Annotated in this window: 17 protein-coding genes; 11 read left to right on the forward strand and 6 right to left on the reverse strand. The window is 64.0% G+C overall.

What is annotated here, in order from left to right:
• The first annotated feature begins 190 nt into the window (after nt 1-190).
• The 5 genes from putA to trpS all read left to right on the forward strand — a co-directional run bounded on the left by putA (nt 191) and on the right by trpS (nt 9,003).
• Complete coding sequence (gene putA / locus ABEG21_RS00755; protein ID WP_347555401.1) at nt 191-4,210, forward strand: trifunctional transcriptional regulator/proline dehydrogenase/L-glutamate gamma-semialdehyde dehydrogenase; 4,020 nt, start codon at nt 191-193, stop codon at nt 4,208-4,210.
• Nucleotides 4,211-4,466: 256 nt separating this feature from the next.
• The gene (locus ABEG21_RS00760; RefSeq protein ID WP_347555402.1) at nt 4,467-5,627 is read left to right on the forward strand and encodes a branched-chain amino acid ABC transporter substrate-binding protein; all 1,161 of its coding nucleotides are present in this window, start codon (nt 4,467-4,469) and stop codon (nt 5,625-5,627) included.
• Nucleotides 5,628-6,003: 376 nt separating this feature from the next.
• Nucleotides 6,004-6,624, forward strand: coding sequence for a YigZ family protein (locus ABEG21_RS00765; RefSeq protein WP_347555403.1), 621 nt, complete (start codon nt 6,004-6,006; stop codon nt 6,622-6,624).
• Nucleotides 6,621-7,754: an MBL fold metallo-hydrolase gene (locus ABEG21_RS00770; RefSeq protein WP_347555404.1), complete on the forward strand. Its 1,134-nt coding sequence runs from the start codon at nt 6,621-6,623 to the stop codon at nt 7,752-7,754. The genes ABEG21_RS00765 and ABEG21_RS00770 overlap by 4 nt, the downstream gene beginning before the upstream one ends.
• A 172-nt stretch (nt 7,755-7,926) precedes the next feature.
• Nucleotides 7,927-9,003: a tryptophan--tRNA ligase gene (gene trpS, locus ABEG21_RS00775; protein WP_347555405.1), complete on the forward strand. Its 1,077-nt coding sequence runs from the start codon at nt 7,927-7,929 to the stop codon at nt 9,001-9,003.
• 57 nt (nt 9,004-9,060) lie between these two features.
• On the opposite strand, the gene ABEG21_RS00780 is transcribed toward trpS, so the two are convergent.
• On the reverse strand, nt 9,061-10,689 hold the full coding sequence (locus ABEG21_RS00780) for a Na+/H+ antiporter (RefSeq protein ID WP_347555406.1): 1,629 nt from the start codon (nt 10,687-10,689) through the stop codon (nt 9,061-9,063).
• A gap of 161 nt (nt 10,690-10,850) precedes the next feature.
• Nucleotides 10,851-11,951 carry a LysR family transcriptional regulator gene (locus ABEG21_RS00785; RefSeq protein WP_347555407.1) on the reverse strand — a complete coding sequence of 367 codons (1,101 nt, stop codon included), beginning with the start codon at nt 11,949-11,951 and terminating at the stop codon, nt 10,851-10,853.
• 133 nt (nt 11,952-12,084) lie between these two features.
• Between ABEG21_RS00785 and ABEG21_RS00790 the strand changes: the two genes are divergently transcribed.
• The 6 genes from ABEG21_RS00790 (at nt 12,085) to ABEG21_RS00815 (ending at nt 18,061) form a co-directional block, all read left to right on the forward strand.
• The gene (locus ABEG21_RS00790; protein WP_347555408.1) at nt 12,085-13,329 is read left to right on the forward strand and encodes an amidohydrolase family protein; all 1,245 of its coding nucleotides are present in this window, start codon (nt 12,085-12,087) and stop codon (nt 13,327-13,329) included.
• Nucleotides 13,330-13,411: 82 nt separating this feature from the next.
• On the forward strand, nt 13,412-14,800 hold the full coding sequence (locus tag ABEG21_RS00795) for an MFS transporter (RefSeq protein ID WP_347555409.1): 1,389 nt from the start codon (nt 13,412-13,414) through the stop codon (nt 14,798-14,800).
• Nucleotides 14,797-15,351 (forward strand): GAF domain-containing protein, encoded by a 555-nt coding sequence (locus ABEG21_RS00800; protein ID WP_347555410.1) that lies wholly within the window; start codon nt 14,797-14,799, stop codon nt 15,349-15,351. The genes ABEG21_RS00795 and ABEG21_RS00800 overlap by 4 nt, the downstream gene beginning before the upstream one ends.
• Before the next feature lie 223 nt (nt 15,352-15,574).
• Nucleotides 15,575-16,693, forward strand: coding sequence for an NAD-binding protein (locus ABEG21_RS00805; protein ID WP_347555411.1), 1,119 nt, complete (start codon nt 15,575-15,577; stop codon nt 16,691-16,693).
• Between the two features lie 16 nt (nt 16,694-16,709).
• Nucleotides 16,710-17,396: an HD domain-containing protein gene (locus ABEG21_RS00810; RefSeq protein WP_347555412.1), complete on the forward strand. Its 687-nt coding sequence runs from the start codon at nt 16,710-16,712 to the stop codon at nt 17,394-17,396.
• A 26-nt stretch (nt 17,397-17,422) separates the two neighbouring features.
• Nucleotides 17,423-18,061, forward strand: coding sequence for an NUDIX domain-containing protein (locus tag ABEG21_RS00815; protein ID WP_347555413.1), 639 nt, complete (start codon nt 17,423-17,425; stop codon nt 18,059-18,061).
• Nucleotides 18,062-18,065: 4 nt separating this feature from the next.
• Here the strand turns inward: ABEG21_RS00815 and ABEG21_RS00820 are convergent, their stop codons facing one another.
• From ABEG21_RS00820 to gcvT, 4 genes are all read right to left on the reverse strand, one after another.
• Nucleotides 18,066-19,487: an L-serine ammonia-lyase gene (locus ABEG21_RS00820; protein ID WP_347555414.1), complete on the reverse strand. Its 1,422-nt coding sequence runs from the start codon at nt 19,485-19,487 to the stop codon at nt 18,066-18,068.
• Nucleotides 19,488-19,576: 89 nt separating this feature from the next.
• Nucleotides 19,577-22,564, reverse strand: a complete 2,988-nt coding sequence (gene gcvP / locus ABEG21_RS00825) for an aminomethyl-transferring glycine dehydrogenase (RefSeq protein WP_347555415.1) — start codon at nt 22,562-22,564, stop codon at nt 19,577-19,579.
• 169 nt (nt 22,565-22,733) lie between these two features.
• Nucleotides 22,734-23,114 (reverse strand): glycine cleavage system protein GcvH, encoded by a 381-nt coding sequence (gcvH, locus tag ABEG21_RS00830; RefSeq protein WP_347555416.1) that lies wholly within the window; start codon nt 23,112-23,114, stop codon nt 22,734-22,736.
• A gap of 110 nt (nt 23,115-23,224) precedes the next feature.
• Nucleotides 23,225-24,334, reverse strand: coding sequence for a glycine cleavage system aminomethyltransferase GcvT (gene gcvT, locus ABEG21_RS00835; RefSeq protein WP_347555417.1), 1,110 nt, complete (start codon nt 24,332-24,334; stop codon nt 23,225-23,227).
• Between the last annotated feature and the right edge of the window lie 57 nt (nt 24,335-24,391).

Genomic DNA, 24,391 nt, shown 5'->3' on the forward strand with positions numbered 1-24,391 from the left:
AGACCATTAAGCGCCGTCGCTGCAATCCGCTACAACCCTGAGGTGCAACCCGGTCCAGATTGGTTGCACCTTTTTTTTTTGTTTAGTAGGATCGCGAACAGTACGATGCTGCGGCGAGGCAGACCGTCGGAATTTTCACCCGCTCTCGCACGCCGGCATTTCTCATCGTTTCATTCCGGATCCACTAGACATGGCCAGCACCACCCTCGGCGTGAAGGTCGACGAACCCTTGCGTGCACGCCTTAAAGACGCGGCGCAGCGCATCGATCGTACCCCGCATTGGTTGATCAAACAGGCAATTTTCGCGTATCTGGAGCGGATCGAAGCCGGCCAGATGCCACCCGAGCTGGGCGCGATCATGCCCGCAAGCGACCTCTCCGATCACCTTGGCGCCGACCAGGCGGTGGAAGAAGCGGCGCATCACCCCTTCATGGAGTTCGCGCAGGGGGTGCAACCGCAATCGGTACTCCGCGCCGCGATCACGGCGGCCTACCGTCGCCCGGAACCGGAGTGCGTCCCTTTCCTGATCGGTCATGCGAAGCTGCCGGAATCGGTCGCTGCCCAGGTCAAGACGCTGGCCGCTCGTCTTGTGACCGCGTTGCGCGGCAAGCAGTCGGGCGGTGGCGTCGAGGGTTTGATCCACGAATTCTCGCTGTCGAGCCAGGAAGGCGTTGCGCTGATGTGCCTCGCCGAAGCGTTGCTGCGGATTCCGGACCGTGCCACGCGCGATGCCTTGATCCGCGACAAGATCAGCCACGGCGACTGGAAGTCGCATATGGGCAATGCGCCGTCGATGTTCGTCAATGCGGCGACCTGGGGCCTGATGCTGACGGGCAAGCTGGTATCGACCAATAGCGAAGCGGGTCTGTCCGCGGCGCTGACGCGGATGATCGGTAAGGGCGGCGAGCCGCTGATCCGCAAGGGCGTCGATATGGCGATGCGCCTGATGGGCGAGCAGTTCGTCACCGGCGAGACGATCTCGGAAGCGTTGGCGAACAGCCGCAAGTTCGAGGCGCGGGGTTTCCGCTATTCGTACGACATGCTCGGCGAGGCAGCCACCACCGAGGAAGACGCGGAACGCTACTTCGAATCGTACGAGCAAGCGATTCATGCAATCGGCAAGGCATCGAACGGCCGAGGCATCTACGAAGGTCCGGGCATTTCGATCAAGCTGTCCGCGTTGCATCCGCGCTATGCGCGTGCGCAGTACGAGCGCATGACCGCCGAGCTGTTGCCGCGCGTGCGCGCGCTGGCGCTGCTGGCGCGTCGCTACGATATCGGCCTGAACATCGATGCCGAGGAAGCCGATCGTCTCGAAATCTCGCTCGATCTGTTGGAAGCGTTGTGCTTCGACGAAGCGTTGGCCGGCTGGAACGGCATCGGTTTCGTCGTGCAGGCCTATTCGAAGCGTTGCCCTTATGTCCTCGATTACCTGATCGATCTGGCGCGCCGCAGCCGTCACCGCCTGATGGTGCGTCTGGTCAAGGGCGCGTATTGGGACAGCGAGATCAAGCGGGCGCAGGTGGATGGTCTCGAAGGCTATCCGGTCTACACGCGCAAGGTCTATACCGATGTGTCCTACCTCGCCTGCGCGAAGAAACTGCTGGGCGCGACCGATGCGATCTATCCGCAGTTCGCCACGCACAACGCGCATACGCTGTCGGCCATCTATCATCTGGCCGGCCAGAATTACTACAGCGGCCAATACGAATTCCAGTGTCTGCACGGCATGGGTGAGCCGCTGTACGAGGAAGTCACGAATCGCGACAAGCTGAATCGCCCCTGCCGCGTTTATGCGCCGGTGGGCACGCACGAAACCCTGCTGGCCTACCTCGTGCGCCGACTGCTCGAAAACGGCGCCAACACGTCCTTCGTCAATCGGATTGCCGACAAGTCCTTGAGCGTCGACGATCTGATCGCCGATCCGGTCGAGGAGGCGCTGCAGATCTCGCCGCCAGGCGCGCCGCACGCGAAGATACCGCTGCCGCGTCAGTTGTACGGCGGCGCGCGGCCGAATTCGATGGGGCTCGACCTGTCGAACGAACATCGGCTGGCATCCTTGTCGTCGGCGCTGTTGGGCGGCGTCGGCATGACCTGGCGCGCCGCGCCGATGCTCGACCGCTCGGATGAAGGCGCGGTCGCGGATGCCGTGCCGGGTGAGGGCCAGACGCTGCAGCCGGTGCGCAATCCGGCCGATCATCGCGACATCGTCGGACAGGTTATCGACGCCACGGCCCGCGATGTCGAAACCGCCTTGACGCATTCGCTCGCCGCCGCGCCGATCTGGCAGGCGACGCCGCCGGCGGAGCGCGCCGATTGCCTGGCACGCGCCGCGGACCTGCTTGAAGCGCAGATGCCGGTATTGCTGGGTCTGATCGTCCGCGAAGCCGGAAAGTCCCTGTCGAATGCCGTGGCCGAAGTGCGGGAGGCGGTGGATTTCCTGCGCTACTACGGCGTGCAGATCCGCAATGAATTCTCGAACGATACGCATCGCCCGCTCGGTCCCGTGGTCTGTATCAGTCCGTGGAATTTCCCGCTGGCGATCTTTATCGGTCAGGTGGCAGCGGCGCTCGCGGCGGGCAATACCGTGCTGGCCAAGCCGGCCGAGCAGACGCCATTGATCGCCGCCCAAGGTATTCGCATCTTGCGTGAAGCCGGCGTGCCGGCCGGCGCGGTGCAACTGCTGCCAGGCGATGGCGAGACGGTCGGCGCGCGGCTGGTGGCCGATGCGCGCGTGCGGGCGGTGATGTTCACCGGCTCCACCGAGGTGGCGCGTCTGATCGCGCGCACGCTGTCCGACCGGCTGGACGCCAATGGTCGTCCGATTCCGTTCATCGCCGAGACGGGCGGACAGAATGCGATGATCGTCGACTCGTCGGCGCTGGCGGAGCAAGTCGTTGGCGACGTGCTGGCATCGTCGTTCGATTCGGCTGGCCAACGCTGCTCGGCGCTGCGCGTGCTCTGCCTGCAGGAAGAGGCGGCGGACCGCGTCTTGACGATGTTGAAGGGCGCGATGCAGGAGTTGCACGTCGGCAATCCCGATCGCCTGTCGACCGATGTCGGCCCGGTGATCGACGCCGCGGCGCAGCGCGGCATCGACAGCCATATCGCGCAGATGCGGGCGAAGGGCTTCCCCGTGCATCAGGTGCCGTTGACCGACGACGCGTCCAACGGCACCTTCGTGCCGCCGACGCTGATCGAGATCGACAACCTGGCCTCGTTGAAGCGCGAGGTCTTCGGTCCGGTGCTGCACGTGGTGCGCTACTCGCGCAATGCGCTCGACAAGCTGATGGCCGGGATTCGCGATACCGGCTATGGCCTGACGCTCGGCATCCATACGCGGATCGACGAGACGATCAGCCGGGTCATCGCCGGTGCGCACGTGGGCAATATCTATGTGAACCGCAATGTCATCGGCGCGGTCGTCGGCGTGCAGCCGTTCGGCGGGGAAGGTCTGTCCGGCACGGGGCCGAAAGCGGGCGGGCCGCTGTATCTGTATCGCTTGCTGGCCACGCGTCCGCAGCCACTGCCGGCCTTGCTGGACAGTGCCACGGTGCCGTCGGCGCCGACCGGCACCGCCAATGCGGCCGTCACGGGCAGCACGCAGGCCGGGCATGCGTCCGATAATCGCCGGGGTGGTAAGACGGCAGCACTGGCGCACTACCGCGATTGGCTGCAAGCGCAGGGCGATGCCGACATCGCCGCGCGTTGCGATACCTACCTTGCCCGTTCGATCGATGGCCTGACGCAGACGCTGACGGGCCCGACGGGCGAGCGAAACACCTATTCGCTGGCCGGCCGTGGCACGGTACTATGCGTTCCGGCTCGGGAGGCGGGTGCCCGCGCGCAATTCGCGGCAGCGCTGGGCAGTGGCAATCGCGCCTTGTTCGACGGGCCGGCGGGCATCGCTTTTGTCGAGAGCCTGCGCACCGATGCGGTCCTGCAACCCTATCTGGCCGCGGTGGACGGCAAGGGGATCGACGCGCAGACGTTCGACGCGGTGCTGTTCGAGGGCGATGGCGATGCCTTGCGTGCGCTGTCGCGTACGCTGGCGCAGCGGGACGGACCGCTCGTCACGATTCAGGGTCTGAACGTCGGCGCGATCGAGCAGGGCGAGGATTACGTGCTCGAGCGTTTGGTGCTCGAACGCTCGGTCAGCGTCAACACGGCAGCGGCGGGCGGCAATGCGAACCTGATGACGATCGGCTGATCGGACGTTGTCGAAAGGCAGTAAGGAGGCGCGTGAGGCGTCGCTGACGCGGCGGCTCGCGCAAAGGCAAAACGGCGAGGCGTGCAGTGGAGCAGCGCTTTCCGTTGCGGTAAGCTTGGCGCGTTTGCCGAACTTGCAGGATCGGCGAGACGACAGGCAAGGAGAGACGGCGAGATCGGATGCACTCGGTCCGGGTATCGTCGGCATTCGTGAAGTGTGGCGCCGGACGAACCGGCAGCCCTCAAGGAGAGCAGGGATGCAAGGCAACAATAAGCATAATCGGTTGGGCGGCGCGACGGTCGCGGCAGTGGCGTTCGGCGCGACGTTGGCGTTCGCCAATGTCGCCCACGCGGACGACGTGCATATCGGCGCAGCCAGTCCGTTGACGGGTCCGCAAGCGCATTACGGCGCCGACTTCACCAATGGTCTGACGCTGGCGGTCGAGGACTTCAACGCGACGAAGCCGGTGATCGGCGGCAAGCCGATTCGCATCGTGCTCGATTCGCAGGACGACCAGGCCGACCCGCGCACGGCGACGTCGGTAGCACAGCGTCTGGTGGACAGCGGCATCAAGGGCATGCTCGGCCACTTCAATTCCGGCACGACGATTCCGGCCTCGCGCATCTACGCGCAGGCCGGCATCCCGGAAATCGCGATGGCGACGGCACCGGAATATACGACGCAGGGTTTCAAGACCACGTTCCGGATGATGACGTCCGACATCCAGCAGGGCGCGGTCGATGGCGAGTTCGCCGTCAAGACGTTGAAGTACAAGAAGATCGCGATCATCGATGACCGCACGGCCTATGGCCAAGGTCTGGCCGAGCAGTTCGAAAAGGCGGCGAAGGCTGCCGGCGCGACCATCGTCGACCGTGAATTCACGAACGACCAGGCTGTCGACTTCCGCTCGATCCTGACGAAGATCAAGGCTTCGCGTCCGGACATGATCTTCTACGGCGGCGCCGATGCGCAAGCCGCACCGATGGTCAAGCAGATGTACACGCTGGGCATCAAGGCACCGCTGATGGGCGGTGAAATGGTCAAGACGCCGACCTTCCTGAAGATCGGTGGCGATGCCGCCAACGGTACGATCGCTTCGCTGGCCGGCGTGCCGCTGTCCGATATGCCGGGCGGCGCGAAGTATATCGCCGAGTACAAGAAGCGCTTCGGTTCGGAAGTGCAGACCTATTCGCCGTACGCCTATGACGGCGCCATGGCGATGTTCACGGCCATGAAGCAAGCCGATTCGACCGAGCCGAGCAAGTACCTGCCGTTCCTCGCGAAGATCAAGATGGCGGGCGTCACCACGCCGGACCTCCAGTACGACGCGAAGGGCGACCTGAAGAACGGCGGCATCACGATGTACAAGGTCGTCAACGGCCAATGGACCGTGCTGCAGAGCGTCGGCGCGAAGTAAGCGCCTCCGTGTGATGTCTGTTGCCGGATGTACGGGAGGGCAACGGTGCCATCCCGTACGCCTGCCCTTCGGTGAAATAAGGGAAAACAACGCGCCGCTTCATGCGGCGCGTTGGCATTTTTACGGAAGGGTTTTCGTTTTTTTCGGGAAGTTATCCCGGGTTGTGCACAAGGTTTCCCCTGCTTTTGCACGGACTTATGCACAGAGTAGTGCGGCGGCGTCCCTTCTATCCCGGGTTGTGCACCGCATGCACACAGGTTTTTCCAGGCTTATCCCTGATGTTATCCCCTGCGTTATACACAGCACGCGCTTGCGGACGTGCTGTGCCGCGCGCCATGCGGACGGAGCCGGCGAACGTCTGGGGTAAGATTGCCGAATGCCCCACACGCTCGCCACTGCCGTCCACAGCGATCTGCTGATCAAGAAAAGCCGCTTTCTCGGCTGCGTCGAACCGATGGCCGATCGCCAGCAGGCGCAGGCGCGTGTTGCGGCATTGCGCGCCGCGCACCCAGGCGCCGCCCATGTCTGCTGGGCGCTGCTGGCGGGCGGCCAGTCCGCTGCCGTCGATGACGGTGAGCCGAGCGGTACCGCCGGCCGGCCGATGCTCGATGTGCTGCGGCATCAAGACCTGGAGGGCGTACTGGCGACGGTCGTGCGCTATTTCGGCGGCGTCAAGCTGGGTGCGGGCGGCCTCGTGCGCGCCTACACCGATGCCGTCGCGCAGGCCTTGCTGGGCGTGGACAAGGTGCCGCTGCGCGCCATGCGCACGGTGCGCTGCGTGGTGCCCTACGCGCAGGAAGGCTGGATGCGACGGCAAGTGACACTGGCCGATGCGGTGCTGGAGGAGGTAACGCACGGCAGCCTTGTCGCTTTCACGGTGCGCCTCCCGGATGCGGACGCGTCGGCCTTCATCGCGACGATCGATGAAGGCGGCCAGGGCCGCGTCGGCTGGCTGCCCGCCGATGCCGACACGGGCACGCTGAAGGTCGCGCCATGAGCGCCTCGCGTCGCTATAGTCGCGTCCGGCAGACCTTGCGTTGGATCGCCGCGATCGTATTGGCAGTGATCGCCATCGCGGCGGTGGCGATCGAAACCGGCACGCTGGGCACCGAAGGCTGGGGCATCGCCGCGCATCCCTATCGTGGCCCGGTCAGCGATCATTTCGACGGCGCGCGTTTTCACACGGTGCCGCCGACGCCGCGCAACACCTTCGGCGACCTGCTGCAATGGCAGACGCACCGCACGCCCGACCGTTGGATCGACCAGCCCGCGCTGACGCCGAACGTGCCGCCCCAGGTGGACGGCGCGCGGCTGCGCGTGACGTTCATCAATCATGCGAGCGTGCTGATGCAGCATCGCGGCTTGAATATCCTCGCGGACCCGGTTTATAGCGAGCATGCGGGACCATTCGGTCGCTTCGGTCCGATCCGTCACACGCCGCCGGGAATTCCCTTCGACGCACTGCCTCGCATCGACGTCATCGTGCTGTCCCACAATCATTACGACCACTTCGACATGCCGACGCTGAAGCGTCTTGCGCGGCGATGGCCGGACGCCATCGTCGTCACCGGTTTGGGCAATGGCGCCCCCTTGCGCGCGGTGGGCTTCCGTCATGTTCACGAGACCGACTGGTGGCAAAGCGTGCCCCTGCGCAACGATGTCGCCGTCACGGCGGTGCCGATGCGCCACTGGAGCGAGCGCATGCCCTGGAACGTCAACGCGACTTTGTGGGAAGGCTTTGTCTTCACCTCGCCGGACGGTCCCTTTCTATTTGCCGGCGATACCAGTGCGGGCGGGCAGTTCATGCAGATTCGACAGCGCTTCGGGCCAATGCGTTTTGCTGCCTTGCCGATCGGCGCCTACGAGCCGCGTTGGTTCATGAAGCGCAGCCACATGTCGGCGGAGGAAGCCGTCGACGCGGCGCAGGCGCTCGATGCCGAATCCGTTCTCGGCATCCATTTCGGCACGTTCCGTCTGACCGACGAGGGGCAATTCGATCCGCCGCGCCTGTTCGCGCAGACGGTGCACCGACGCGGATTGCCGGCTGACGCCTTCCGCGCGCTGCAACCCGGTGGCGAATGGGATGTGCCCGCCGAACCGCCCGGCATCGCCCATACCGTGCATTGAGCGCGGCCGACGCCGTATCGATGCCTTGCCGCTCGCCTGACGGCGCCATTGCGGCCACGCTTGGCGACGCCCGCCGGGAAGGGGGCGGACTTTCAGCCGAGTCGGCGCGAACGGCGTTCGGTGTTACCATGACCGCGCCTCTCGTTTGCAGAAAACAGCAGAATTTCACGCCATGACCGAGTCCACTGATTCCTTGAACGCCGCGGCAGCCGCTCCCGGTACGACCGCTTCCGCCTCCGCCACGCCGGCGGGGAAACCGGTGATTCTGACCGGCGACCGTCCCACCGGTGCGCTGCACCTGGGCCATTTCGTCGGCAGTCTGCGTAGCCGCGTCGCCTACCAGCAGGACCACAAGCAGTTCATCATGTTGGCGGACTCGCAGGCGCTGACCGACAATATGGATGACACCAACAAGGTGCATCGGAACGTGATCGAGGTGGCGCTGGATTATCTGGCCGTCGGTATCGATCCGTCCTTGTCGACTATCTTCGTGCAATCGCAGATCCCGGAACTCGCGGAACTGACGTTCTACTACCTGAACCTGGTGACGGTCGCGCGGCTGGAACGCAATCCGACGGTCAAGCAGGAGATCATCCTGCGGGGCTTCGAACGCGATATTCCGGCCGGCTTCTTGACCTATCCGGCGAGCCAGGCGGCCGACATCAGCGCCTTCAAGGCGAAGATCGTGCCGGTGGGCGAAGACCAGATCCCGATGATCGAACAGACCAACGAGATCGTGCGCCGCCTGAACCGCATGGCCGGGCGCGAGGTACTGGTCGAGTGCGAGGCGCGCGTGCCCGCCATCGGACGCCTGCCGGGTGTCGATGGCAAGGCGAAGATGAGCAAGTCCCTGGGCAACACGATCAACCTCGGCGATTCGCCGGAGCAGATCAGCAAGCAGGTCAAGAATGTGTACACGGACCCCTTGCACCTGAAGGTGTCGGACCCGGGGCATCTGGAAGGCAATGTGGCCTTCATCTACCTGGACGCCTTCGATACGGAAAAGGCGGCATTGGCGGAAATGAAGGCGCACTACCAGCGCGGCGGCCTGGGCGACAGCGTTGTCAAGAAGCGGCTGGACGTCGTGCTCCAGGAAATGCTCGCCCCCATCCGTGAACGCCGCGAGCACTATGCGAAGGACCGCGGCGAAGTCATGAACATGCTCAAGCGCGGCACCGCGCAGGCGCGTGAAGTAGCGGCGAAGACGATGGACGAAGTGAAGAGCGTTCTGGGTCTGAACTACTTCTGACGCGGCCTCGGCCGCGCTGCGTGCCTCGCGGCGTGGCCGCTCTCGGCGGCCCGGCCATCAGCCGTCGCGTTGGTGTCGCGCGCTGATCTCCTGCAGATCTAGATCGTGTTCCAGCGCGTGCATCAACTCATCGTGGATGCGTCCGTCCCGATGCAGCTGCAACAGCGTGTGTCGCCCGGCGGCGATCGCGGCAAGCACGATATCGTAGTGCGCTTCCAGCGCTTCGCGCGGGAAGTCTTCCTGATCGCTGTGGCTTTTCGCCAGATTCGCCCGATATTGATACTGCTCGAACAAGCGGGGATGAATCAGTTCTCCGCCCTTGTCATGCACGAGCGGATCGATCGCGGCGAATTGCGCTTCGTGAATATGGGCCCATGCCTGCGGTTCGCTCATATAGCGTGACTCGCGCTGGTGCGATCGCGGCGGCAACAGCCAGCGGATCAATACGCCGATCGTCACGCCCTGGACGACCACCGTCGCCAGAATTACCGCGAAGGAACAGACCAGGATCAGGTCGCGTCCCGGTAATCCTTCGGGCAGGGACAGCGCGATCGCGATCGTCACCACGCCGCGCATGCCGGCCCAGCTCATCACGGTGGCCGCGCGCCAATCGGCGGCGCCAAACGAGGCGTGCGCGCTGGCCGGTGGGCGGCGTAGCACATGCACGCGGAAGGCATCCACGAGCGCCTTCATCGCCTCGACAGCAAAGATCCAGACGAAGCGGGAACCGATCACGACGAGAACGATGCTGCCGGACACTAAGGCCAGTTGATACCACGCGTCGTGATCGGTGCCCTGCGCCACCCGCAGCATCACGCCGTGCAGCGAGAGGCCGATCAAAATGAAGACCAGCGCCTCGAAGACGAAGACCAGCGATTGCCAGAACGAAGTCGCGCGCAGCCGGGCGGCCGCGCTAAAGACGCCATGCTGGTTTCGGCCGATCACCAGGCCACACGACACGGCGGCGATCACGCCGGAAACGCCGAGTTTTTCCCCGACGATATAGCTGCCCCAGGACACCAGCAGCGAGGTGACCATGACCAGATAATCGTCCTTGATATAGCGCCAGGCCCGCAGCAGCAGCCAGCCGCAGACCATGCCGATTACCACGCCCCCGATGGCCAGCTCACCGAATTTCAGCGACGCCTCGCGCAAGCTGAATCCGCCGGTCAAGGCGGCGGCCAGCGCGAAACGAAAGAGCGTCAAGCCCGCGGCGTCGTTGAGCAGGCTCTCGCCTTCCAGCAGCACCATCAAGCGCCGCGGCAGTGCCAGGCGTTCGAGGATCGCTTTGGCAGCCACCGCGTCGGGAGGCGAGACAATGGCGCCGAGGGCGAAACAGACCGCCCACGGCAGACCCGGCACCAGCCAATGCGCGGCCCAGCCCACCGCGAGCGTCGTGAAGGTGACGGCGCCGATCGCCAGCATCATCACGCCGCCGAGATTGCGCTTCAGATCATCCCAGACGGTGAAATAGCCGCCATACATCAGTAACGGCGGCAGGATCACGACCAGGACCAGATCCGGGTCGAGATCGATCGCCGGCAGGCCGGGCACGAAGGCCATGCCGATACCGCCGGCGAGCAGGGCCACCGCGGGCGGCAGGCGCAATTGCCGTGCGAGCAGTTGGAGCACGACCATCGCTACCAGGGAAAGCAGCACGACTTCGAAAGCAGAGACTGAGGACATTGGCGTTTCGCGGGTGGGGCGGAGCGTCGGGACGTCGGCGTGAGAGAAAACGGGTTCGAGGCGACCGAGGGCGAGGGGCCGCGGTGTCAGGATTGTCAGGTCCGTTCAGTGTACGTTGCCTGCGCAGCGGATGGGCGTAAGAGGAGCGGCCGTTTCGGGGATCACGATGTCGCCGTGCGCGAATAGCCGGGATGGAACGCGCGCATCTGCTCGATCAGAAGCCGTTGCAATGCGACCGCCGCCAAGGGCAATTCCCGGCCACGACGACTGATCACGCGGGCTTGCACATTGCGCATCAGCGGATGATCGATTTCGATGGCGACGAGCGTGCCGCGTTCCAGATCGTCGCCGACGGCGAAGGCCGGCAGCAAGGTGATGCCCATGCCGGCCCTGACGAAACCGGCCAATCCGATCAAATGGTCCGTCTCCAGCCGCACATTGAACAGGCGCGGCACGGAGGGGGCCCCGGCGAGTGGCGTCGGCGCCGTCGGCGCCGTCGACGCGATCGACCGCGCCTCCGACGAGGGCGGGGACGCCGATAGCGGATCGGTCTCGGGTTCCGAGCTAGACGCCATTGCCGCGGAAGGCGCGCCCAACGAGGTCCCCAGATCGCCCGATAACTCGATGCGCTCGACGATATCGCGCGTGCCATAGCCCCGACGCGCCAGCGCGAACGGGTAATCGACCAGATCCTGGATCGTCACCGAGCGACGTTGGGCGAGCGGGTGATCGCGCCGCACGATCGCGCAGACCGGTTGATCGGCGGCGGCGATTTCCTTGAAGCGCATCGCGTGGCTGTCGAACGGCGGCCCGTAGGTCAGGCCCAGATGGATGTGATCGGATTCGAGCCATTGCTGGATATCGCTGACACCGCCGAGTTCGAGGGTGATCGATACCTTGGGATAGCGCTGATGGAACACGCGCAGCGCATGATTCATCAGGTCTTCGGTGAACCCCTGAATCGCGCCGACGGCCACGGTGCCATATTCCAGGCCATGGATCCCTTCCAATTTCGATACGAGCACTTCTTCCCGCGTCAGGTGCGCGCGGTAGTGTTCGATCAGCAGTGCCCCGGCCTCGGTCGGCTTTGCGCCGCGACGATTCTTTTCCAGTAGCGGCGAACGCACGGCCCGTTCCAGAATAGCCAGTTGCCGGCTCACGGCCGACGGCGCCACGTCGAGATGGTCCGCCGCCGCGCGGATGCCGCCCAAGCGGACCGCCTCGTACAGATAACGCAGGCGTGTGATCGTCAAACCTTCCATAAAGCGCACCGATGAACAGTGATGTTGCCTCCAAGGCAACGAAATTGTCGAAGCGCTGTCATTGTAGTCAGTAAATTGGCTACCCAGAATCAGAAGATTGTTATTCGATTGTCAGCCACAGAGGGCCGCCGCCATGAGCACACCCGACCGTATCGTATTTCGCCGTGCCACCGTTTTCGACAGCCTTACGGGCCAACTGCGTCCGGATACGACGATCGTCGTCGAAAAGGGCATCTTCACGCACGTCGGCGGCGCTGTCGACACGGCGGGCGCGACGCAAGTTCATGACCTAGACGGCCGCATCGTGCTGCCGGGGCTGATCGACGCGCACGTGCACGTGACCGCGACCATTCCGGATTTCTTCAAGCTGTCGATGATGCCGCAGTCGCTGATCACGGCGCAGTCCAGCGACATCCTCCGCAGCATGCTCGACCGCGGCTACACCACCGTGCGCGATGCCGGTGGCGCCGACTCCGGGCTGGCGCAAGCGGTGGCGCAGGGCATCTTCGCCGGTCCGCGGATGTTCATCGCCGGCCAGGCGCTGACGCAGACTGGCGGCCATGGCGATGCGCGGCCCGCCTACTTCCAAGGCATGAATTGCGCCTGTTGCGGCGCGGTGGGTCTGCTCGGCTTTATCGCCGACGGCGTGTCGGAAGTGCGGCGTGCGGTACGCGAGCAGATCCGTAATGGCGCGACGCAGATCAAGGTGATGGCGGGCGGCGGCATCTCGTCACCGAACGATCCCTTGGAAGGCACGCAATATTCGATCGAGGAACTGACGGCGATTGTCGAGGAAGCGCGCGCGGCACGCACCTATGTGATGGCGCACGCCTATTCGCCGGAAGCGATCATTCGCGCCGTGCGTTGCGGCGTGCGGTCGATCGAGCACGGCAATCTGCTCGACGAGGAAGCGGCAAAGGTCATGGCCGAGCACGGCGCCTTCCTGGTCCCGACGCTGTCGACCTATGCCGCCATCGCGCGCAACGGCAAAGCGCTGGGCTGGTCCGAGCCGATGTTGGAGAAGACGGACCGCGTCAAGAGCCAGGGCATCGAGGCGGTGCGCATCGCGCAGCGCGCCGGCGTGAAGATCGCGCTGGGCTCGGATCTGCTCGGCGATATGCACAGCTCGCAGTACGAGGAATTCACGTTGCGCCAGGAAGCGATGAAGCCCGTCGACATTCTGATGAGCGCGACATCGGTCAATGCCGAGCTGATGCATCAGCAAGGCCGACTAGGCGTGATCGCACCGGGCGCCTTGGCGGACCTGCTGGTCGTCGATGGCGATCCCACCGCCGATCTGGCGTTGTTCCAGCAGCCGGATACGTTGCGTGCCGTCATGAAGGACGGCTGTTTCCATTCGAACCGTCTGGCCGCTTGATTATTTGAGGGGCGGTGCCCGGGGATGCCATCCGGGCCTGCCCATTTGCCTTTTCCTTTCACCTTTGACCGGAGCGCGTTCGATGTCGTCGATCTCGTCCAGAATCGAAAGTTGGCCGTTCAGCGGCTTTCACAAGCGCCTGTTGTTGATCGGGGGGCTGGGTTATACGTTCGACGCGATGGATGCGGCGGTCATGGCCTTCGTGTTGCCCGTGTTGCGCACGCAATGGCATTTGACCAGTCTGCAGACGGGCTATCTCGGCAGCTCGACCTATATCGGCTATTTCTTCGGTGCGATGTGCGCCGGCTTGCTGGGTGACCTGATCGGTCGCAAGCGCGTGATGATGTATGCGCTGCTGTTTTACTGCGTCGCGTCGCTGGGCAGCGCGATGACGCATGACTGGCCGACCTTCCTGGCGTCGCGGATCTGCGCGGGCTTCGGCAGCGGTGCCGAGAGCGTCATCATCGCGCCCTATCTGACCGAGTTCGTGGCGAAGAAGTATCGCGGCAGCTTTGTCGGATCGCTGGCGGGCTTCTTCTCGTTCGGCTTCGTCGCGGCGGCGCTGTTGGGGTATTTCATCGTGCCGGCGAGCGACGACGGCTGGCGCATCGTCATGGTCATCACGGCGTTGCCGGTGGTGATGTTGCTGTGGTGGCGTCGTGCCTTGCCCGAATCGCCGCGCTGGCTCGAAAGCCAGGGCCGGCAACAGGAAGCGCGCGACACCGTCGATGGTATCGAACGCGAACTGCGCGCCGCTGGCGTGGCGATCGATGTGCAGAGTGCCGCGGAAGCGGAAGCGGCGTTTGCCGCATCGGCCGCACTGGCACCGACCAAGCGCGCGTCCTTCATCGCCAACTTCGCGGCATTGTGGCAAGGCAAACAGGCCAAGGTCACGGCAATGACGTGGGCAATGTGGCTGGCGATCACATTCAGCTACTACTCGTTCTTCACCTGGATTCCGGGCCTGTTGATTCAACACGGCATGAGCATCACGAAGAGCTTCGCGTATTCGCTGGCGATGTATGTCGCGCAGATCCCCGGATATTTCTCCGCGGCATGGTGCAATGAGCGCTTCGGTCGGCAAACGACGATCGCCTCGTACATGGTGCTGGGCGGTGTGGCTGCGTTGTCGATGACGGTATTGCAGAGCAACGCCGCAATCATGGTGGCAGGCATGTGCCTGTCCTTCTTCATGAACGGGACCTATGCGGGCGTCTATGCCTATACGTCGGAGGTGTTCCCGACGAATATCCGCACGACCGGCACCGGCGTCGCGTCGGCGGTGGGACGTATCGGCGCGATCGTGTCGCCGACGCTGGTGGGTGCGATCTTCCCGGTGTTCGGTTTCGGCGGCGTGTTCGGTGTGACGACGGTCGTGCTGATCGCGGGTGCGGCCACCGTGTTGATCATGGGCGTGAAGACCAAGGGCCTGTCCCTCGAAGCGATTGCTGTAAAGGAGTTGAATTCATGACGGCACGGCAACAGCTCTCGGGACATATTGCAGCCACCGCGCCATTGCTGCAGGCGCTGGCGGCCGCGCATCGCGAGCCGGATCGGGACTCGGCGATTCACGCGGTATTCAAGGCGGCGGATGCGGCCTTGCAGGAGGCACTGGGTTTCAAGCTGTTCACGATTCTGCTGTACGACGAAGCCGTCACCGAGTCGATCCGCGTGTACGCGAATCTGGCGGGCGACTATCCGCTCGGCGGACGCAAGAAGATCGTCTCGCAACGATGGGGCGATCAGGTCGTTCGGGATGGCGTGCCGTTTATCGGCAATACGGCGGACGATTTGCGCGAGGTGTTTTCAGATCACGCCTTGATCGCATCGCTGGGGTGCGAGAGCGTGTTGAACATGCCGGTGCGTTGGGCAGGAAAGACCGTCGGGTCGCTCAATCTACTGCACGAGGCGAACTGGTACAAAGATGTCGATCTGGCGGCGGTAGCGGTGATCGCACAGCTCGTCGCGCCGGCGTTGATGACGGTCCCGGTGCCGAAGGATCCGGCTACCGCCGCGGCCTGACTTCCCTTTACGTGTCGAACGTCGTTCGACACGATGTCTTAAGCAGGCGCTGCAGGCGCCTGCTCTCCGCTTTATCCCATCCCCTTCGATACATGACTTTCCGATAGGCACATCGCCGTCGGTAACCCTTCTATCGCTGCAGATATTTAGGAATCCTCCTATATATTTCCGAGAGAATTGCCATGATAATAAAAATCACTCGGTCATCCACAAAGGCGCTGCCATGCACTTCTTCTTGGACATACTCGATGGGATGTGTGACGGTGGCGCGAAGGTACTATTGGTGACGCACGCGGTTCCCGGTGTCAGTGAATATGTGACCGCGATGGTCCGACGAGACAGGTTGATCGGTGTCATTCCGAAGCCCAACACGGCGGATAAGCGGACCTTACAGCAATTGGCGTCGCTGACGGCCGTCTTTAATGTCAGTCGAAGCGACATCGACAACCGCAGTACGCGTTATCTCGATCTCCTCGCGCATCTCGACGCAGCAGGAAAGTTCGTCATCGTCGATATGGGCGGCTATTTCGCCGATGCCGTTTCCCACTTTCCTGAAAAAATTCAACGCAACCTGATCGGTATTGTCGAGGATACGGAAAACGGGCATCAGCGATACGAACGGACCTTTGCGCGATTGCCGGCCGCGCCGATGGGCCTCAGCAAGCCGGTCGTGTCGGTGGCGCGTAGCGCGTTGAAAGAGCCGGAAGACTTCCTGGTAGGGCAAGCGGTCGTGTTTTCCGCCGACGCGGCGCTGCGGCGACAGAACGTCATCCTGCCGGCAATGAAAACCGTTGTGTTCGGCTATGGCAAAGTGGGCTCGAGCATCGCGCAATGCTTGAAACAGCGGGGCGCCATCGTCTTCGTCTGCGAACGAGACCCCGCGCGCGAAGCGCTGGCATTGGCCCATGGTTTCCAGGTGTTTCCGAAGGACGATGCCTTACGCCGTGCGGAATTGATCTTTTGCGCGACGGGGAATCACTGTATCGGCATGCAGGACTTCGACCGGACGAGCAGCCGGAAATATGTGTTTTGCGCCACGTCGGGAGACGATGAGCTGGAAGACTTCGATGCCATCAAGCGCGTCATGGATCCAACCGGCATCTGGGGCATCGTGCAGACGCCCTGTCGCGGTACGGTGTCGATCTGTAATCACGGTCATTCCGTCAATTTTCTGCATAACGGCAGTCTGGGACCCTACGTCAAGCTAGTGCAGGCGGAGCTATTGGTCGCGGCATCCCGGGTCGATCGTTTTCTGCCGGGCGAGATTTCCGAGTTGGACCGATCCAGTCGCGCCTCGATTTCAAAGGTCTGGCTGAAACATCACATGAACGCCGTGAACTAAATCCGCGAGGTGAAATATGGGTGTGCCGTATCTGGAGCGAATTCGTGCGCAAGTGCGGGATGATTTCGACACGAGCGTGGTGGCGCACGACTTCGATCATCTGATGCGCGTCGAGCAGCATGCGAAGTGGATTGCCGAGCACGAAGCGGTCGATGTCGATCGGCCGGTCAACGTCGATATCGTACGGAGCGCCGCTCTGCTGCATGATTATCATCGCTTCCTGGAAATCAAGACCGGCTCCCATGTGTCGCCGCTCGTTGCCGACCCGCTGGTTCGCGTTGTCCTGGCCAAGGCCGGCGCGCCGGAAGCGGACGTCGACCGGATCTGCGAGTGCATCGACTTCACCGAGCGCTTTAAATGCGCCGGTGACGATATACGCAGCCTCGACGTCTCGCGCGAAGCGATGATCGTCCGAGATGCCGATATGCTGGACGCGCTCGGCGCCGTGGGTATCGCGCGGGCGATGATGTTCGGTGCGAAGCTGGGGCAGCCGCTGCGGTCCGACACGCCTTTGGAGGGACAGTTCCGACACGGAAAAGCCCATTCGGTGATTCACCACTTCCATGAAAAATTACTGCGACTCGAGGCCGAGTTCATGACGGACGCGGGCGCCGCGGAAGCCAGGCGACGCACGGACTATATGCGGGATTACCTGCGCGTGCTGGAACGTGAGTTATCGTATGCGTCGGCGGGCGTGGCGTGACAATCCCGGATGAGATGGAAAAAGCGATGAAGCAGATTCAGTTAAGCGTGAACGGGCAAGCCTATGCCTTCCCCGTGCGAACGGGGGTGGAGGCCTCGCATCAGGACGACTGGCACAAAACGGTCGAGACGACGTTGCAGCGTTATCTGCAGGTCTTTCCCGAGGAAGCGACGCGACTCCAACGCCTCAGTGGCGATCTGGCGAGCGACGCAGCAGCATCGCGCGGTTTGTCGTCCCGCGGTATTTTCCCCGGTCACATCACCGGCAGCGGCATTGTCGTCGAGGCGGGGCGGGCGTTGTTGATTCGTCACCCGATCATCGGCCGATGGCTACAGCCCGGCGGTCATCTGGAAGGAAATGAATTACCCGATAGCGCGGCGGAGCGCGAAGCGGAAGAGGAAACCGGCTGGCGCGTCGCGCCGGTGATCGACGGCCAGGGCACGCCAATGTTGCTCGATATCGATATTCACGCCATTCCGGAAAATTCGAAGAAAGGCGAGCCCGCGCATTGGCATTACGACTTTCTCTACGTCTTCGCACCGTTGGAGAAAGTCACGACGCCGGAGTTGCCGGTGAAATGGGTCGACATCGCGGACATCGACGAACCTCGGCTATTGGGGGCGTTGGCGAAGTTGCCGAAACTGCACGCCTCGCTGAGCGCGTGATTCCTTAGCACTCGATGATATTCACGGCCAAACCGCCGCGCGACGTTTCCTTGTACTTGGTCTTCATATCGGCGCCCGTTTCGCGCATCGTTTTGATTACCGAGTCCAGCGACACGTAGTGCGCGCCATCGCTTTGCAACGCCATCCGTGCGGCGTTCAACGCCTTCACCGCGCCCATCGCGTTGCGCTCGATGCAGGGAATCTGGACGCGGCCGCCCACGGGATCGCAGGTCAGACCGAGGTTGTGTTCCATGCCGATCTCGGCGGCGTTCTCGACTTGACGCGGCGTGCCGCCGAGCACGGCCGCCAGCGCGCCGGCCGCCATCGAGCAGGCCACGCCGACCTCGCCCTGGCATCCGACTTCGGCACCGGAGATCGACGCGTTCATCTTGTACAGGATGCCGATGGCGGCGGCCGTCAGCAGGAAAGTTTCCATTCCTGCCGCATTGGCGCCGTCGATAAAGCGCATGTAGTAATGCAGGACGGCGGGAACGATACCCGCCGCACCGTTGGTCGGCGCCGTCACGACGCGGCCACCGGCGGCGTTCTCCTCATTGACCGCCATGGCGAACAGGTTCAACCAGTCTAGCTGCGCCAGCGGATCGCCCACCGCGCCCGTCCGCGTCGCTTCTTCGCGTTGCATCAGGCTGCGGTACAACTCTGGCGCGCGACGCCGGACATTGAGCGGCCCGGGCAAGGTGGCGATCGATAACGGGTTGGCGTTCGGCGTCGCAGCGTCGCTGCGTTGATAGCCCTGCCGGACGCAATCCTGCATCGCGTCCCAGATACGGGCAAGACCGGCATGAATCGCCGCGTCATCGCGCCAGGTGCGCTCGTTCTCCCACATCAACTCGGCGATCGAACGCCCCGACGTGGCGCAAAGCGTAAGCAGTTCGTCGCCGGAATGGAAGGCGTAGGGCAGCTTATCCGGCGCGCGCAGGATCTGGGTATTGGCGGCGCCTTCGGTGACGATAAAGCCGCCGCCGACCGAGAGATACGTCGTCTCTCGCAAGACCGAACCCAGCGCATCGCGCGCGGTGATGCGCAGCGCGTTCGGATGCGCCGGCAAGGCCTGCCGGAAGAAACCGATGCGCTCGCGCGGAACAAAGGCAATGACGTGCGTGCCCATCAAAGCCAATTGGCGCTCGCGTTCCACGGCCTCGAGGCGCGGTCCGATCGACGCGGCGTCGATCGTGTCCGGCGCTTCACCCATCAGGCCGAGCATCACGCCCCGGTCCGTGCCGTGTCCTCGGCCGGTTGCACCCAGGGAGCCGTACAGGCCGACATCGATCTTCGCGACGGATGTCAGCAAGCCGTCTTCGGCCAGCGCTGTCACGAAAAGCAGGCCAGCTCGCATCGGTCCGACCGTGTGCGAACTGGAAGGGCCGATGCCGATCTTGAACAGATCGAAAACGCTGACGGCCATGGTGTGTCGCTCCTAGATCAAGGGGGCGCAAATCGCACAGTCAAAGGGCCGCGACGCTGCGAGGCACGTCGCGGCCGGTGCTGCACACGTCATTGATACGACGTGATATCGGGGCAGGAACACACCAGATTCCGATCGCCGTACGCATTGTCCGCACGGCCGACCGGCGACCAGTACTTCGTCGCCCGCAGGGACTTCACCGGATAGGCCGCCTGTTCACGCGTATAGGCATGCGACCAGCTATCGCTGGTGACGACCGGCGCCGTGTGCGGTGCGTGCTTCAGCGGATTGTCCTCGCGATCGAGCGCACCGCTTTCCACCGCGCGGATCTCTTCGCGGATCGCGATCATCGCATCGATGAAGCGGTCCAATTCGAACTTCGACTCGGATTCGGTCGGCTCGATCATCAAGGTACCCGGCACCGGGAAGCTCATCGTCGGCGCATGGAAACCGTAGTCGATCAGGCGCTTGGCCACGTCGTCGACGCTGATGCCGCTGCTGTCCTTGATCGGACGCAGGTCGATGATGCACTCGTGCGCCACCAGGCCGCCAGGGCCCGCGTACAGCACCGGGAAGTGCGGCGACAGACGCTTGGCGATGTAGTTGGCCGACAGGATCGCGTTTTCGCTGGCACGACGCAGGCCGGCCGCGCCCATCATCGCGATATACATCCACGAGATCGGCAGAATGCCGGCCGAGCCGAAGGGCGCTGCCGAGACCGCGCTGATGCCGTCTTCGCCGCGCTGATAACCGACCGACGTCGCATTCGGCAGGAACTTCGCCAGATGCGCGCCCACGGCCACCGGACCGACGCCCGGTCCGCCGCCGCCGTGCGGAATGCAGAAGGTCTTGTGCAGGTTCAGGTGCGAGACGTCGCCGCCAAACGCTCCCGGCGCGGCCAGGCCGACCATCGCGTTCATGTTCGCGCCATCGACATACACCTGGCCGCCGTGCTCGTGCACGACATCGCAGATTTCGCGGACGCGCGATTCGAACACGCCATGCGTCGAGGGGTAGGTGATCATGATCGCCGCGAGCTTGTCGGCGTGCTGCGCCGCCTTGGCGCGCAGGTCGTCCAGATCGACGTTGCCGTTGCTATCGCAGGCCACCACCACCACCTTCATGCCGACCATCTGCGCCGATGCCGGGTTCGTGCCGTGGGCCGATGCGGGGATCAGGCAGACGTCGCGCTGCGCTTCGCCACGCGAAGCATGGTAGGCGCGGATGATCAACAGGCCGGCGTATTCGCCTTGCGAGCCGGCGTTCGGCTGCAGCGAGACGGCCGCATAGCCGGTGCAGGCGACCAACATCTCTTCCAACTGCGCGATCATCGTCTGATAGCCCAGCGTCTGCGTCGACGGTGCGAACGGATGGATCGCGCCGAAGGCCGGCCAGGTCACCGGCAGCATCTCGGCCGTGGCGTTCAGCTTCATCGTGCACGAGCCCAGCGGGATCATCGTGCGGTCGAGCGCCAGGTCCTTGTCGGCCAGCTTGCGCAGATAGCGCAACATCTCGGTTTCGCTGTGATAGCGGTTGAACGTCGGATGCGTCAGGAACGCGGTCCGGCGCGTCAGCGCGTCCGGCCAGCTCAGCGCGGCGGCCTTCGTGATCGTCGCGTCGAGTGCGCCGATGTCGACATTCGAGGCGGCCGAGGTGCCGGCGTTCGAGAACAGGGCGAACAGCGTGTCCAGATCCGCGCGGGTGCTGGTTTCGTCGAAGGACAAGCCGAGGTGCGCGTCGTCGATCCGGCGGAAGTTGTAGCCGGCCTGGACGGCCGCGTCGTGCAACTGCGACGTCGCGCCTGCCGTATGCACGGTCAAGGTATCGAAGTAGGTCTCGTTGACGACGGTCCAACCGAGCGCGCGCAGCCCTTGCGCCGCGATCGCGGTGATGCGGTTCACACGCGCCGCAATACCTTGCAGGCCGGCCGGCCCGTGGTAGACCGCGTACATGCTTGCCATGATCGCCAGCAAGGCTTGCGCGGTGCAGATGTTCGACGTCGCTTTTTCACGGCGGATATGCTGCTCGCGCGTTTGCAGCGCCAGACGCAGCGCCGGCTGGCCCTGTGCGTCGACGGTGACGCCCACCAGACGGCCTGGCAGTTGACGTTTCAGTTCGTCGCGCACGGCCATGAAGGCGGCGTGCGGGCCACCGAAGGCCATCGGCACGCCGAAGCGCTGGCTATTGCCCACGGCGACATCGGCACCCCATTCGCCCGGCGCGGACAGCACCGTCAGCGCGAGCAGATCCGCGGCCGCCACGACCTTGGCGCCTGCTTGGTGCAGCGCCTCGGTCAACGCGCGGTAGTCGCGGACATCGCCATTGACGCCCGGGTATTGCAGCAGTACGCCGAACGGCGCCGATTGCGCGGCGTCGGCGGCGGGGCCGACGACGACCTGGATGCCCAGCGGCTCGGCGCGCGTGCGCAGCACTTCGATGGTTTGCGGCAACGTGTCATCGGCGACATAAAACACCGTCGACGTGGACTTGCCGGCACGCTTGACCAGCGTCATCGCCTCGGCGGCCGCGGTGGCCTCGTCGAGCATCGATGCGTTGGCGACGTCCAGGCCGGTCAGATCGGTGATCATCTGCTGATAATTCAGCAGCGCTTCCAGACGCCCTTGCGAGATTTCCGGCTGGTAGGGCGTATAGGCCGTGTACCAAGCCGGATTCTCAAGGATATTGCGCAGAATCACGTTCGGCGTGTGTGTGCCGTAGTAGCCCTGGCCGATCAGGTTGCGCATGACCTGGTTCTGATCCGCCAGGGTGCGCAGCAACGCGATGGCCTCGGCTTCGTCGCGCGGCTCGGTGAACGCGCCGAGCGGCAACGCTTCGGTGCGACGGATGTCTTGCGGAATCACCGCATCGATCAGCGCGCCGCGGTCGGCATAGCCGAGCACGTCGAGCATCGCGCGTTCGTCGGCGTCGATGGTGCCGATATGACGCGCTTCGAAGGCGTTATGGCGTTCCAGCGAGGACAGGGACACGGACGACAGCGGCAGCAAGGCCGACGGCGGCACGGGGGCGGAGGCGGAATCCTGAGCCGGCAGTGCCGACGGGACGGAGAGATCGGTCATGATGGGACGGGCGAAGGAAGCGGAGCACAGTCGCGCCCACATGAGCGCGACTTTGACGAATGCTGCAAAAAATAAGGGACGGCACCGGAAGGGCATCGACGAAGCACGTCGTCGTCGCCAATCCGGGTAAAGCGTGTGCGGCAACGCGGCGGTTGCCGCGCGTCCCGCCTTACTCGCCGATCGACTGCTTGTACTGGTCGGCGCTCAGCAGCGCGGCCGTCGCAGCGGCATCGGTCGGTTTGATCTTGAACAGCCATGCCTCGTAGGGCTTGGCATTGACGGAGTCGGGCGCATCGCCCAGATCGCCATTGGCGGCGACGATCTCGCCTGCCACCGGCGCGTAGATGTCCGACGCCGCCTTCACCGATTCCACGACGGCGATGGCTTCGCCGGCGCTGACTTGGCGGCCGGCTTCAGGCAGGTCGACGAACACGATATCGCCAAGGGCTTCTTGCGCGTGGTCGCTGATACCCACGGTCAACGTGCCGTCGGCTTCGGTGCGGATCCATTCATGCGACTCCGTGTACTTCAGGTCGGCTGGGGTGGTCATGGCATCCTCTCTCTTAAATCGAATTGTGTTGTGCAGCAAGGCTGCTGCGCTAAATAAGGTGTGCGTCCGCTGTGCTCGGAAACGTCCGATTCGCCCGAACCGGCGTACGACTAGAGCGAGACCAATGTCTTGCCTTGCCGCACGAACGGTAATTTAACCACGGTCGCGGGCAATTGTTTGTCCCGAATCTGCACTTGTACGGTGTCACCCGGCTTGACGTCCATGGGCACCCGCGCGAAAGCGATCGAGCGCTGCAGCGACGGCGAGAACGTGCCGCTGGTGATTTCACCCTCGCCGGATGCGGTCAGCACCTTCTGATGGCTGCGCAGCACACCGCCGCTGCCTTGCAGCAACAGGCCGACGAAGGCGGCGCGCTGGCCATCCGAATCCAGTTGGCCACGGCCCATGAAAGCGCGGTCGGTCGAGCGATCGACGGTCCAGGCAAGGCCCGCGTCGAGCGGCGAGACGGTGTCGTCCATATCCTGGCCGTACAGATTCATGCCCGCTTCCAGGCGCAGCGTGTCGCGCGCGCCCAGGCCGGCCGGGCGTACGCCGGCATCGACCAGGGCCTGCCAGAGTGCCGCGCTGGCGTTGGCATCGCAGACGATTTCAAAGCCGTCCTCGCCGGTATAGCCGGTGCGGGCGATCATCAGCTCGCCGAAGGGCGAGTCCGGAATCTGGGCCGCGTGGAACGGCTTCAGCGGCTCGGACGCGGCCTGGGAGCCGGGAATCGCTGTCCAGGTCTTGGCGCGTGCTTCCGGCCCTTGGACGGCGATGATGCCGAGGTCCGGGCGGGACACGACGGAGACGTTGAAGTCGCCCTCGGCGTTCAAGCGGCCGAGCCAGGCGATGTCCTTATCGGCGGTGCCGGCGTTGACGACCAGGCGGAACGACGTTTCCTCGAAGAAGTAGACGATCAAGTCGTCGACAACGCCGCCGTCGCCGTTCAGCATGCAGGAATACAGGGCGCGGCCGGGCGTTTGCAGCTTTGCCACGTCGTTGGCGAGCGCGCGTTGCAGGAAGGGCCGGACTGCTTCGCCGGTCAGGTCGACCACGCGCATATGGGAGACATCGAACATGCCGGCGCTGGTGCGGACCGCGCGATGTTCCTCGATTTGGGAGCCGTAGTTGACGGGCATGTCCCAGCCTCCGAAGTCGACCATGCGGGCGCCAGCGGCGCGATGGACGGCGTTCAGTGCGGTCTTATTCAATTCGGTCATTTGGGGCCCCAGCGGCATCGAAAACGAAAAAAGGGGTCGACGCCGCGCCGCCTTTGC

Origin of the sequence: Robbsia sp. KACC 23696, from assembly GCF_039852015.1 — a bacterium.
Lineage (GTDB): Bacteria > Pseudomonadota > Gammaproteobacteria > Burkholderiales > Burkholderiaceae > Robbsia.

Bases quoted from the DNA above. Each gene is read 5' to 3' on its own strand.
- ABEG21_RS00760 (WP_347555402.1), top strand. From the start codon at position 4,467: ATGCAAGGCAACAATAAGCATAATCGGTTGGGCGGCGCGACGGTCGCG.
- ABEG21_RS00800 (WP_347555410.1), top strand. From the start codon at position 14,797: ATGACGGCACGGCAACAGCTCTCGGGACATATTGCAGCCACCGCGCCA.
- ABEG21_RS00805 (WP_347555411.1), top strand. From the start codon at position 15,575: ATGCACTTCTTCTTGGACATACTCGATGGGATGTGTGACGGTGGCGCG.
- ABEG21_RS00810 (WP_347555412.1), top strand. From the start codon at position 16,710: ATGGGTGTGCCGTATCTGGAGCGAATTCGTGCGCAAGTGCGGGATGAT.
- ABEG21_RS00795 (WP_347555409.1), top strand. From the start codon at position 13,412: ATGTCGTCGATCTCGTCCAGAATCGAAAGTTGGCCGTTCAGCGGCTTT.
- gcvP (WP_347555415.1), bottom strand. From the start codon at position 22,564: ATGACCGATCTCTCCGTCCCGTCGGCACTGCCGGCTCAGGATTCCGCC.
- ABEG21_RS00770 (WP_347555404.1), top strand. From the start codon at position 6,621: ATGAGCGCCTCGCGTCGCTATAGTCGCGTCCGGCAGACCTTGCGTTGG.
- gcvT (WP_347555417.1), bottom strand. From the start codon at position 24,334: ATGACCGAATTGAATAAGACCGCACTGAACGCCGTCCATCGCGCCGCT.
- ABEG21_RS00765 (WP_347555403.1), top strand. From the start codon at position 6,004: ATGCCCCACACGCTCGCCACTGCCGTCCACAGCGATCTGCTGATCAAG.
- putA (WP_347555401.1), top strand. From the start codon at position 191: ATGGCCAGCACCACCCTCGGCGTGAAGGTCGACGAACCCTTGCGTGCA.
- ABEG21_RS00815 (WP_347555413.1), top strand. From the start codon at position 17,423: ATGAAGCAGATTCAGTTAAGCGTGAACGGGCAAGCCTATGCCTTCCCC.
- ABEG21_RS00790 (WP_347555408.1), top strand. From the start codon at position 12,085: ATGAGCACACCCGACCGTATCGTATTTCGCCGTGCCACCGTTTTCGAC.
- ABEG21_RS00820 (WP_347555414.1), bottom strand. From the start codon at position 19,487: ATGGCCGTCAGCGTTTTCGATCTGTTCAAGATCGGCATCGGCCCTTCC.
- ABEG21_RS00780 (WP_347555406.1), bottom strand. From the start codon at position 10,689: ATGTCCTCAGTCTCTGCTTTCGAAGTCGTGCTGCTTTCCCTGGTAGCG.
- gcvH (WP_347555416.1), bottom strand. From the start codon at position 23,114: ATGACCACCCCAGCCGACCTGAAGTACACGGAGTCGCATGAATGGATC.
- ABEG21_RS00785 (WP_347555407.1), bottom strand. From the start codon at position 11,951: ATGGAAGGTTTGACGATCACACGCCTGCGTTATCTGTACGAGGCGGTC.
- trpS (WP_347555405.1), top strand. From the start codon at position 7,927: ATGACCGAGTCCACTGATTCCTTGAACGCCGCGGCAGCCGCTCCCGGT.